The following is a 12305-nucleotide window of genomic DNA, read 5'->3' on the forward strand; positions in this document are numbered from 1 at the left end:
ATAATAGTGAAAGTATTATTGAGAAAACAAACGCTTGGAGATATTACATTCTCGATTATTAACGGGCTTGTTATGCTATTGGTGGTGGTAGCCACATTATATCCGTTTCTTAATACCATCGCCGTATCTTTTAATAACGGGATCGATACAATTCGAGGGGGGGTTTATCTCTGGCCACGGGAATGGACGCTTCAGAACTATGTTTCGGTGTTCAAAAATCCGCATTTAGGACAAGCTGCGTTTATTTCCGTGGCAAGAACGGTCATTGGTACTATCATCCAATTGTTTTGTACTGCGATGCTTGCTTATGTTTTAAGCCGTAAGGAATACATGTTTAATAAATTTGTAACGACATTGTTTGTGATTACCATGTACTTCAGCGGCGGTCTTATTCCGGGGTACATGCTGATTAAGCAGTTGGGTCTGTTGAACAATTTCTGGGTATACATCATTCCCGGCCTGATTGGCGTGTTTAATATGATTGTGATTCGTACTTTTATCCAAGGGCTGTCAGAAGAATTAATTGAATCGGCGAAAATAGATGGAGCGGGAGATTTTAAAATATTTTTCCGCATCATATTGCCTTTATCCAAGCCAGTTCTGGCAACAATTGCTTTGTTTATCGCTGTGGGACAATGGAACTCCTGGTTTGATTCTATGTTGTATGCAGCCGGTAATCGAAATTTAACCACATTGCAATATGAGCTTATGAAATTATTGTCGTCTGCTACTTCTCAGGGTGGAAGCGTCAATTTGGACCAATATAAGAATGTAACCAATCTTGTTACGCCTGTATCTATTCGGGCTGCTATAACGATTGTTACGGCGATGCCAATAGTTTTGTTATATCCGTTCTTACAAAAATATTTTGTGACCGGATTTATGATTGGAGGAGTGAAAGAATGACAACGCTTAAACACAATTCAGTTATGTATAATAATCCGATTATGCCTGGTTTTTATCCAGACCCCTCGGTATGCCGTGTTGGGGAAGATTATTATTTGGTGACATCGACATTTGCTTATTTCCCTGGTGTGCCGATTTTCCATAGCCGTGATCTTGTGAATTGGAAGCAGATTGGTAATGTACTTGACCGTCCTTCACAATTGAACTTACAGGGAGCAGGGCATTCACAGGGAATTTTTGCTCCAACCATACGTTATCATGAAGGTATTTTTTATATGATTACGACCAATGTAACGCATGGTGGAAATTTCGTTGTTACAGCAACCAATCCTGCTGGGCCATGGTCTGACCCTTATTTTATTCAAGGAGCGGTTGGTATTGATCCCACGATTTTCTTTGATGATGACGGGCAAACCTATTATTTGGGAACACGCCCTAACTCATCGGGAGTACGTTATGACGGCAATTGGGAAGTATGGATTCAGAAATTGAACATTGAGACCATGCAGCTTGTGGATGAAAGCTTTGTACTTTGGAAAGGCGCCATGGTAGAAGTGATTTGGCCTGAAGGACCGCATTTGTATAAGAAAGATGGCTACTATTATTTAATGATCGCAGAAGGAGGAACAGGGCCGAATCACGCGGTGACAATTGCACGTAGCAAGAAGCTGACAGAAGGTTATGTTGGGAATACGAATAACCCGATTATCACTCATCGTCATCTGGGCAAGCGCTATCCGGTTATTAATGTGGGGCATGCGGATTTGGTGCAGGCTGCGGATGGCCAATGGTTTATGGTGATGCTCGCTTCACGTCCTTATGGAGGCGGCTATAGTAATTTGGGGCGGGAGACGTTCCTTGCTTCAGTGAATTGGGAGGATGGATGGCCTGTAGTCAATGAGGGCCGAGGAATGCTGGAGGAGCAGGACGTCATGAGGTTGACACCGGTCCCGGTGGAGCCGCAATTGCGCTGTGATCATTTTGACAGTGATAAGCTGGCACTTAAATGGATGTTCTTAAGGAATCCGCAAACGGATTTGTATTCTTTGACAGAACGTAAAGGATATTTGCGGCTAAAGCTAAAGCCTCAAACGTTTAAGGATAAAGATAATCTCAGCTTTATCTGTTTGCGCCAGCAGCATTTTAATTATACGGCCGCGGCTGCGATGGAGTTTAAGCCACGTAGTATCCATGAATCTGCAGGTTTGGTTGTCATTCAAAATGATATGTATCATATCCGATTTGAGTGCGTGATACTTGATGGTCGGCAAGTATTGAGTGTTGTGACCTGCATAAATGGCCAGGAGACGAACGTTGCGCAGGCAGATGTTGATGCTCAGCGGTTATATTTAAAAATGGCTGCGAGGGGGCAGGAGCTTAGCTTCTATTACAGTACCGACGGAGATCAATATTATTTGATAGCAGAACAGGTGGATACGAGCAGTTTGAGTACCGAGGTTGCGGGCGGATTTGTTGGCTGCTGCATTGGAATGTTTTGCACGAGTAACGGTACAGCCTCTGACAATGCGGCTGATTTTGATTGGTTTGAATATGGCATGTACTAGAGCGTGTACGCAAATCTAAGCTAGCCAAACCATAATAGAAATCAGCGCGGCTTGCTTTAAAATATCGTTCTCCATTCTGAGGCGTTGATTTTCTTTGTGCAAGGTAATAAGCTTTGAACTTAAGGCTTTACTGAATTGATTAAATTAAAAACAAACTTGATCCCCTTGGGGTGGTAACAAGCATATGGTGATTTTTGAAAAATGACCTCATGTATGCCAACCTCAAGGGGATTATTTCATGTTTAGAGGTAGGTATAGTGAGTTAAAACTAATATTTCCTTAACATGTTCAGTGCATTTTTTTTAATAGTTTTTAGGTATATTATATTAAGGAATCGGTTCCAAGGAGCCTTGCTGCATTGAAAAATAAGTACATATACCTATTCGTTGTCGTTTTTATATCCTTTTTGTGTCGAAGCGTTTTAGAAGGAGATGATGAAGAACGAAAAAGGGGAAGTGAATTTGTCAAGGGAATAATCATCAGCAGAGCGAAGCGGTTCACAATATGCAAGCAATCCAGATGATGAATTGGAGATGTTGAATAATGAAGAATTTTGCAGGAAAACCATGGGATGTAAGAAGGATGCTCAGCAATAATTTTAAAACGAAGCTGATGGTTGCTTTTATTGCTTTTTTGATCATACCATCTATGATTGTTGGGGCTTTGTCGTTTGTGAGCGCCAGCAAGGAGATTCGAAACCAGATTGAGTATAGCGCCGAGCAGGCCATTGTCCGCACTAATTATGTTATTGACAGTGCTGTTTCACCTAAGGTACACGACGCAGAATATTTTGCTGAGAGGCTAAAAGGCAATCGAGTAGAGACAGAGGAAAAGGCAGCTGAGCTGGAGGGATTTTTCAAGCAATATATTATACTCCATCCTGAAACAGAATCCATTTATTATGGTTCAAAGGATGGTAAATTTACAACCTATCCACAGAAGCAATTACCCGATAACTATGACCCTCGAGTTAGACCTTGGTATGAGGAAGCCATGAAGGAACAAGCAAAAACAGTGATTAGTTCGCCCTATCTCTCCTCTTCCTCCAAGCAAATGACAGTCACAGTGTCCAGAGCCACGACGGATGGGTCGGGTGTTATTGGCATTGATCTGAAGATTAGCGGTATTAAGGAGACGCTGAACAATATTAAAGTAGGCCATGAGGGTTATGCCATATTGCTGGACAGCAATCGTACTTACATTGTTCATCCGACGAAGGCACCAGGCACCCAAATAGCAGATATTGAATCACGCATGTATGAGAGCGACGCTGGTGAATACGAGTATCAGTATGAAGGTCAGTCCAAATATATGAACTATGCGACCAATAAGCTGACAGGCTGGAAAATAGGCGGAACGCTGTATTTATCTGAAGTGGATGAAGCAGCACGACCGATTTTGATCAGTACCTTGCTTACGGTCGTCGGGTGTCTTGTGGTGGGGATAATCATTGTTTATTTCCTGATCCGTTCCATCATTAAACCTATTTTAAAATTGAAGGAACAAGCGGTTAATGTGAGCGCAGGGGATCTGACGCAGGACATTCAAGTGAAAAGTGAAGATGAGATTGGACAATTGGGACTGGCTTTCCGAAACATGCAGGATAACTTGCGATCTGTCATTCAGAACGTAGGAGATAGTGCAGATCATGTTGCTAGATCCTCAAGCGAGCTAACGGTAAGCGCAGAACAAACCAGTGCTGCAAGTGAGCAGGTATCCCAGGCTGTACAGGAAATTGCCAGCGGAGCGGAGAAGCAGACTACAGGCCTGGAAAATAACTCAGTAGCCCTTGACGAAATTGCACAGGGGGTCACACAAATTGCGGAACGCTCAATCTCGGTAGCCGATTTGGCCAGACGATCCTCTTTACAAGCAGAGGAAGGACGGAAATCCGTTGAGCAAACAGGCGAACAAATGAATTCGATTCACCATTCGGTAGAGCAATCCAACCGAATGATTCAAGCCTTGCAAGCTCGCTCTCAGGAAATCGGTGAAATTACCAAGGTTATTGGTGAACTATCCAATCAGACGAACTTGCTGGCCTTGAATGCGGCGATTGAGGCGGCCAGGGCAGGGGATCATGGCAAGGGCTTTGCCATCGTTGCTGATGAGGTGCGCAAGCTGGCAGAGCAATCGCAGGCATCTGCAACACAGATTGCCACATTGATTGCCGAAATTCAGCATGAAACGGAAACCACGGTTCAGACGATGAACCGTGTTACGGTTGAGGTTCAGGATGGGCTGCAGATTTCCAAAGCAACCATTGTCAAGCTGGGAGACGCGATGGAAGGCATTCGGGAGACCACACCTCAGGTGGAGGAGGTCGCTGCGATTGCACAACAGATATCAGCGAGTGTACAAGAGATTGCAGCGACAGCCAACGAACTGGCGACAATTGCAACTGGTAATGCTGCTACATCTGAGGAAGTCGCTGCTTCCTCGCAAGAGCAGCTGGCTTCCATGGAGGAGATATCAGCCTCTGCTCAACTGCTATCAACAATGGCTGCTGAGTTGAGGTCTATGATTAGTCGTTTCAAGTATTAAAACGAACTTGAACCCTATGGAATCTATAGTACAATGAATGCTCGGGACAGTTCTTTAAGCCTTATGGCATAAGGAATCTGTCCTGAGTTTTTTTATATTTTCATTCTTGCAGATTACAGGAGGGAGAACATTTGGTTCGAGATTTGGTGCTATATTTTATCGTGATATTATTAATAGTTTTGACTTTTCAGTCATCTATTACATTTGGACGCCCCAATCTGATTTCTCAGCTCATTAGGCAGACAATCGCGCGTGTTTTTTTTGGGGTGGCCGGAATTCTGTTTCTATATTTTGGTATCAGCGCTAGAGCAAGCATGACTTCTGTGTTGGAGCTAGGGATTGGTTTGATGTTCATCGCTTTGTTTGTACGCGTTTGGAACGTTAAATATACATATGAACAACGTTTGCTGGACCAAAACCGTGACCTCCTAAATGTGCTTCGGGTTCAACCTGGCTTTACCTTCAGGCTGGAGAAAAGCGGCGACGAATTTTATTATACACTGCTCGAAGGTGGCTTGCTGGAGCTCATGGGCCTGAATATGCAGGTCAGCTATAATCGAAGGGAGCATGTGGAGAAACTAGGGGACATTTTTGAACTATCCTCTGAAACTCTGGAGCAGCTTTGTGAATATTACAAACAGGCATGGTTCGGTGACCGGACGGTATTTGAGCTGGAGTTTTGGGAGTACTCAGCTTTAATTACCTTACATCCGGTCAGGGAGGATGGGATTACCAAGCATGTCATCGGTCATGTAATGGATATTACGGAGTATAAAGCTTCCGAGCAGAAAAGAAAGAAGGTAGACGAGGCTAACCATGCAAAAAGCGTTTTTTTGGCTCATATGAGCCACGAAATTCGCACGCCGCTAAATGGGATCATCGGTCTGTCCAAGCTGTTGAACAAGACAGAATTGACTGCTGCCCAAAAAGACTACCTTGACAAGCTGCTCGCCTCCTCACGAACCCTCTCATCCATGCTCAATAACGTACTGGACTTTTCCAAAATGGAAGCAGGCAGTTTGGAACTGGAAAGGCTGGAGTTTGAGCCGGAGAAAATGCTTCGGCATCTTGCAGATACGGTGAGTACTTTGCTGGAACACAAAGAAATAGAGATCATTTTTATAACGGACCCCAAATTACCCAAAAGTGTTAAAGGTGATCCATTGCGGATGGAACAGGTGCTTTTAAACCTTCTGACTAATGCCGTCAAATTTACGGATCAGGGACATGTGCTGTTAGAGGTGAACATGCTAAGCCAGCAGAACGGACGGGTAGCGTTGTCCTTTATGGTGGAGGATACAGGCATAGGTATTTCCGAGGTGGGTGTGAACAAGCTGTTTGTCCCTTTTACCCAAGCGGATACATCAACCAGTCGCCGATATGGGGGCTCCGGGCTGGGTTTGGCCATTAGCAAGCATTTGGCTGAAGCCATGGGCGGGAATGTAGAGGTTGAAAGCCGATTGGGGGAATACAGTAGGTTTTACTTTAATGTTGAGCTGGATATCGGGGATCTACATCCGGCAGGCACACAGATAGAAAAACAAATAAACGGCAAAGCCTTAATTGTTGTACGGCATGAGCTGTTGAGATATAGTCTGAACGAATTACTGCAAGGAACAGGATTAGAAACCTACAACATTTCTTCCTATCAGGAATGTGTGGAGGCTTTTGAAAATGGTGACCATTTTGGTTTAGTTATGGTCGACATGAGCATGGGTGGCTTTCGGGAACTGGGGACCCGGAGACAGTGGCTTCAATTGCTGGATAGACAGATGACTCAGGTCATTGGACTTACAACAGTGTACCAGATGGAAGGGATAGCGACTGGGGAGGAGGATAGCAGGGTGGATGCCTTTTTGTCCAAGCCCGTAACTCAGAACGCTCTATTGGAGTCTATCCGATGGTTGCTGGAAAAGGAAAAGGCAGTTTCTGTAGATATTAATACTCTGGATACATATACGATGATGAGTCCTCGTTATAAAGGAGAGACTACAGCGCAGAAGTATCAAATTCTTATAGCAGAGGACAATGAGATTAACCAGGTGGTGATTACCGAGTTCCTGGAAGAGCGCGGTTTTGAAGTAACTATGGCTGCAAATGGAAGAGAACTGCTAGAGTCACTGGAGCTGCGTTCATGGGATATGGTAATGATTGATCTGCATATGCCAGAGATGGATGGTTTTGAGACAGCCAGACATATTCGCAGAAACAAAGCTTTTAACAGACTTCCAATTATCGCCTTTACGGCCGATGCTGCGCAGCATGAACAGGAGGTTTGCCTTCGTTCAGGCATTAATGCTGTGCTGCTCAAGCCTGTCCATGAACTGAATGCTGTAAGAGTGTTAAACAGCTGGATTCATTTAGCATGGCTGCAAGAATTACATGGTGTTCACGCGGAGCAGGCGATAGCCGGGATGGATGGAAAGGTATATATTTTCCAATTCGCCCTTTACAAATGGATTCAGGAATACCAGCATCTCGATAAAAGATTGACGAGGAAAATGGACAACGGACAGTTATCTGCCGCTCTCCGATTAATCCACTCGCTTAAGGGAGGAGCAGGAAACCTCTTTGCGTCTGGGCTGCTGGCAAAGGTCATAGAGCTGGAAAAGGGATTGAAGCGTAGCCATGAAACCTCAGCGGGGGAGCTGTATCCAGACTGGAGAGAGCAATTGAGCTTGGTTCAAAAGGAGATTAACGAAATCAAGTCATCGGTTCCCTGGAGCTGATCGTGCTACTGCATAAATTTATAACCAATTCCCCAGATGGTCCTGATCAATTTTGGCTTTTTAGGGTCTTTTTCGATTTTCCTGCGCAAATGGTTAATATGTACGTCTACAGCCCTCTCATTAATAAAGGAGTCTGTTCCACGGAGAGCCTGAATCAAGGCATATCGGCTGAATACAATTCCCCGGTTCAAATAAAAAAGCTTCATAAGCTCAAATTCCGAAAATGTCATCTCCACAAGCTGCCCATCAACGGTAATCATTCTTCGCGCCAGATCCAAAGCAATGTCTGTTTCAGGCGCGGCCTCAGGCGCAAGGCCTCTTGCCTGTAACCGTGTAATTTCAATACGACGGAAAAGAGCCTCGATTCGTGCCTTTAGCTCCTGCATACTAAAAGGTTTGCAAATGTAATCGTCTGCTCCCAGCGTAAGTGTACGAATGCGCTCAGAGATATCATTTTCTGAAGAAACCACGATGATTGGCACATCCGTATGCTTGCGTATCAGTGGGCAGGGATTGACACCGTCCAAATCTGGAAGCAGCAGATCTAGCAAAATAATATCAGGCTGCACCATACCCAGCCGGGCAATTCCCTCAGCCGCTTGTTCAACCCGGGTAACGTTGTAGCCTTCTCCAGTCAAATACAAGGAAAGGGTATCTCCCAGCATATTGTCATCTTCAATAATCAAAACATTAGACATGATGATATTTCCCTTATCTTTCTATCGAATTCGAGCCAAATGGTTAAGATAGTTTCAATGCATACAACAAGTTTTTGTCAGGTTCTTTTGATAGAGTAACCGCCTTTGGACAGTCTGTCAAAAGATCAGGGGATCGGAGCAAACCAAAAGCCGGGCAGAACGAATTTATATCTTTTTGATATGGATATGCTCTATTTCTGAGATTTTTAGTTCTATTCCGACATTTTTCGTGGAGAATTAACAAAATGCATCAAGCCTCCGACACTCAATTACAAAAATTTAACAAAACATATCAGAAACATGCATTGACTTCAAAAAAAGTTATGGTATTTTATTACATAGGAGTGACATACACTGATAGGCCCCTTAGAAAACCCCACCATTTAATCTTCTAGAATTTAATTCACGCTCCATAGACTATTCAGCATGTATTCATTCGTACTCTAATCGTTCCCGTGATCGTACTCATGATTCTTTGGTGTGGCTACCCCATCGAGATTCAGGCTGTCTTCTTATTTTAGCTTACATATTTACACTTTTTTTGCTTTCCATGCTTGTATTTTTTTCCAAATCAGGTCTAGCGGGAGGACGAGAAATTAATGAACACATTCGAAGCACTGGAGTCCAATGTAAGATCCTATTGCAGAAGCTTTCCGGTTGTTTTCAACAAAGCGAAAAACGATGTGCTGTACACGGAGGCAGGAGAGGCATATATCGACTTTTTTGCCGGAGCAGGTGCCTTGAACTACGGGCATAACAACGATTTTATGAAAAATCGGATTTTGGATTACTTGACCTCAGATCGGATCATGCACGGTCTGGATATGTACACAACGGCGAAACAGGAGTTTATTGAGTCTTTCTCCGAGCATATTCTCCAGCCCAAGGACTTGAATTATAAGCTGCAATTTTGCGGACCAACGGGAACCAATGCGGTAGAGGCAGCGCTGAAGCTTGCACGCAAAGTCAAAAAAAGAAATGGGATTTTTGCTTTTATGGGCGCATTTCATGGCATGTCTCTAGGAAGTTTGTCCGTTACCAGTAACAACTCCATGAGAGAGAGTGCCGGTGTATCCCTAAATAACGTTACCTTCATCCCCTTTAACAGTACGTTTAACGGCTTGGATACCATTTTGTATATGGAGCAGCTTTTAACAGATACCCATTCCGGGGTGGAAAAGCCAGCGGCCATCATTCTGGAAACGGTACAGGCTGAAGGTGGTATTAACATTGCCGATACTGAATGGCTGCGTGACTTGAGACAACTGTGCGATGATCATGATATTTTGCTGATTGTTGACGATATTCAGGTCGGCTGCGGTCGGGTCGGATCGTTCTTCTCGTTTGAGCGTGCGGGTATTGTTCCTGATATGGTCGTTTTGTCCAAGTCGATCAGTGGCTATGGTTTGCCGATGTCACTGCTGTTGCTCAAGCCGGAGTTGGATATTTGGAGCCCTGGCGAGCACAATGGTACCTTCCGGGGGAACCAGCTTGCTTTTGTCGCCGCCAAGGCTGCGCTGGAGTTCAGGGATACGGTAGGGCTGGAAGCACAGGTAAAAGAGAAAGAAGCTTTTGTTCAGCAATTTTTGTATGAACATATTCAAACGATTGACCCTCTCATTGACATTCGCGGCTTGGGACTAATCTGGGGCATTGATGTGTCACCTCTGGGAGAAACCTTTGCCAAAGAAGTAGCTGCTCTTTGCTTTAGCAGGGGGCTCATTATTGAGCGGGCTGGACGTAACGATACGGTGATTAAAATTATGCCTGCGCTAACGATCAGCTTGGAAAACCTGCGTCAAGGCTGCAACATCATTAAAGAAAGCATGGTTCAGGTGTCCAGCACACTGGTTACTTTGTAATCTTCCAAAATCAAAAAATCCCCTTGGTCGGTAGACTGCCACGTTCTGCTTCACAGCAAGTGGCAGCTCCAAGCAAGGGGATTTTTGCAAAATCCTCATTCAATTAAGAAGTAACGGTTTGCGCATAGTTTTGCGCGGATTGCTCCAACTGCTCATCGGTCAGTACCGCAGCACCATATTGTACAAAATAAGGGAGCAATTTGGCACCAATCAAGTGGCTTGTAGCTTCGAGAGGTCTCAACAGCTCTTCGATTGTGTATCTGTTCCGTCCGTCATGTTGATAGTTTTCCTCTAAACTCGCAGCAGACAAGGCGATCAACAACTCTTTACCCTCCAATTTGTCACCCCCGCTTCCAAAAGCCCAGCCGTAAGTCAGAACCTCATCTTCCCATTTTTTCAGCAGGGAAGGGGTGCTGTACCAGTAAAAAGGGAATTGCAGTACAATACGGTCATGCTGCTCCAGCAGTTCCTGCTCTTGAGCTACATTGATTTTCTCATCAGGGTATACTTCATACAGGTTGTGAATAGTCACGCCGGGTTGCTTCTTGAGCTCTTGGACCCATCTTTTGTTAACACGGGACTCCGCAAGATTAGGGTGGGTTACAATAACAAGTGTTGACATGGTGAAAAACATCTCCTTTAACTTAGTTTATGTAAGTAAATTACCAATACACATGTAACTATTTTAGTTTCAACTAATAAGATTGTCAACTCCTTAAATTTTTAAGCTCTGCATACAAAAAAACTCCGGCAAGCTTATGCAGGAGTCTCATCAAATGAAATATTTTTACTTCAAGCGATATGGTTAAGCCCAGCAACAATTTTATTTTTTCCAGAACGCTTGGCTTTATACAGATAGTCATCTGCTCCCTGGAAGAATGTATCTTTGTTCATTTCTTCCGAATAGCTTTTTAATCCGATGCTTACGGTCACAGAAACTCTTTGCAATTTGTCTTCAAAGGTCTTTTTCTCTACTTCACGCCGGATGTTCTCGACAATCTGATAAGCTTCCTCAAAAGTATGCTCGAACATCAGAATAGCAAATTCCTCACCGCCATATCGGGCTGCAATGTCATTGGCTGTAATCTGCTCTGTAATGATTTGTGAGATGCTCTCCAAAATTTTATCTCCAAACTGGTGTCCGTACGTGTCATTAATTTTCTTGAAATTATCAATATCTACTACCGCTAAATGGATAATAGCACCTTGCTTGGCATATTCGAGCGCTTTCTCATAAAAAGTTTGAAACGATAAATGATTGTATAGCTTTGTCAGTCCATCGGTCATTGACATTTTGCTTATAATCGCGTTGCTGATCATTAGTTCCTGCTGTGCGTGCTGTGTTTTATACAAATCTACTAGCAGATCACGACCGCTGGCTTGAATGATGAGCGCAATAAAGGTGGACATAATCAAAAATGCCGGAATGGCTACGATGTCAAAGTCCGATAAGGAGGTATGGAACGAGCCGTCAATTGCAAGCAAGGAAAAAAAGACTACAACTTGTAAGACAAAGGAAAGCCATATCAGCCGACGATTGAAAAACAGGATGGATGAGAAAACAGGCAACAAGCACAATGCTGTAATAATCCGGACATCATAGTTTAAACGAATAATCACCCAGCAAATAACTGTACTTGCCATAAACAGGATTACGAAAGAAAACCTGTTGCATTTATGATGAGCCAGCTCTGCAAGTAAGTTGGAACCGCACATGATTAGCGTGGGAACAATGAGGGTTTCAACGTAAAATTCATAAGGTGTAGCACGATAGTCGAGAAATAGATAGCTTCCAAGCTGGGCAATAAAATGTACTGCTATAATCATCCAGTAAAGCAATAGCATTTTGCGTACCCAGCGACCTTGCTTTGTATTATAATCCAATGTTTGAGTATCCCGTTTTGTTCTATTCATGATTGTCACCACACTTAATGTATCTTTAGCCATTCTCGTATTATAAGATACTATGTGATGAAGTTGAAGCTAAATTTTTAGAGGGTA

General features: G+C 43.7%; 8 protein-coding genes. 5 read left to right on the forward strand and 3 right to left on the reverse strand.

Annotation, left to right across the window (positions count from 1 at the left end):
- The 4 genes from C1I60_RS18840 to C1I60_RS18855 all read left to right on the forward strand — a co-directional run bounded on the left by C1I60_RS18840 (nucleotide 1) and on the right by C1I60_RS18855 (nucleotide 7744).
- Complete coding sequence (locus tag C1I60_RS18840) at nucleotides 1-906, forward strand: carbohydrate ABC transporter permease (protein ID WP_434784408.1); 906 nt, start codon at nucleotides 1-3, stop codon at nucleotides 904-906.
- Nucleotides 903-2471: a glycoside hydrolase family 43 protein gene (locus C1I60_RS18845; protein ID WP_137063121.1), complete on the forward strand. Its 1569-nt coding sequence runs from the start codon at nucleotides 903-905 to the stop codon at nucleotides 2469-2471. The genes C1I60_RS18840 and C1I60_RS18845 overlap by 4 nt, the downstream gene beginning before the upstream one ends.
- Nucleotides 2472-3014: 543 nt before the next feature.
- Nucleotides 3015-5015, forward strand: a complete 2001-nt coding sequence (locus C1I60_RS18850; RefSeq protein ID WP_137063122.1) for a methyl-accepting chemotaxis protein — start codon at nucleotides 3015-3017, stop codon at nucleotides 5013-5015.
- A gap of 131 nt (nucleotides 5016-5146) precedes the next feature.
- A complete protein-coding gene (locus C1I60_RS18855) occupies nucleotides 5147-7744 on the forward strand; it encodes a hybrid sensor histidine kinase/response regulator (RefSeq protein WP_137063123.1) in 2598 nt (865 codons plus the stop codon).
- 5 nt (nucleotides 7745-7749) lie between these two features.
- On the opposite strand, the gene C1I60_RS18860 is transcribed toward C1I60_RS18855, so the two are convergent.
- Nucleotides 7750-8442: a response regulator transcription factor gene (locus tag C1I60_RS18860; protein WP_137063124.1), complete on the reverse strand. Its 693-nt coding sequence runs from the start codon at nucleotides 8440-8442 to the stop codon at nucleotides 7750-7752.
- A gap of 599 nt (nucleotides 8443-9041) precedes the next feature.
- Between C1I60_RS18860 and ectB the strand changes: the two genes are divergently transcribed.
- The gene (ectB, locus tag C1I60_RS18865) at nucleotides 9042-10304 is read left to right on the forward strand and encodes a diaminobutyrate--2-oxoglutarate transaminase (protein WP_137063125.1); all 1263 of its coding nucleotides are present in this window, start codon (nucleotides 9042-9044) and stop codon (nucleotides 10302-10304) included.
- Between the two features lie 103 nt (nucleotides 10305-10407).
- Here ectB and C1I60_RS18870 read toward each other — a convergent pair whose 3' ends face one another.
- Together C1I60_RS18870 and C1I60_RS18875 are read right to left on the reverse strand one after the other, a co-directional pair.
- Complete coding sequence (locus tag C1I60_RS18870) at nucleotides 10408-10926, reverse strand: NAD(P)H-dependent oxidoreductase (RefSeq protein ID WP_137063126.1); 519 nt, start codon at nucleotides 10924-10926, stop codon at nucleotides 10408-10410.
- A 170-nt stretch (nucleotides 10927-11096) separates the two neighbouring features.
- Nucleotides 11097-12218, reverse strand: a complete 1122-nt coding sequence (locus C1I60_RS18875) for a GGDEF domain-containing protein (RefSeq protein ID WP_137063127.1) — start codon at nucleotides 12216-12218, stop codon at nucleotides 11097-11099.
- Between the last annotated feature and the right edge of the window lie 87 nt (nucleotides 12219-12305).

This window comes from Paenibacillus terrae (genome assembly GCF_005217525.1).
GTDB lineage: Bacteria > Bacillota > Bacilli > Paenibacillales > Paenibacillaceae > Paenibacillus > Paenibacillus terrae_C.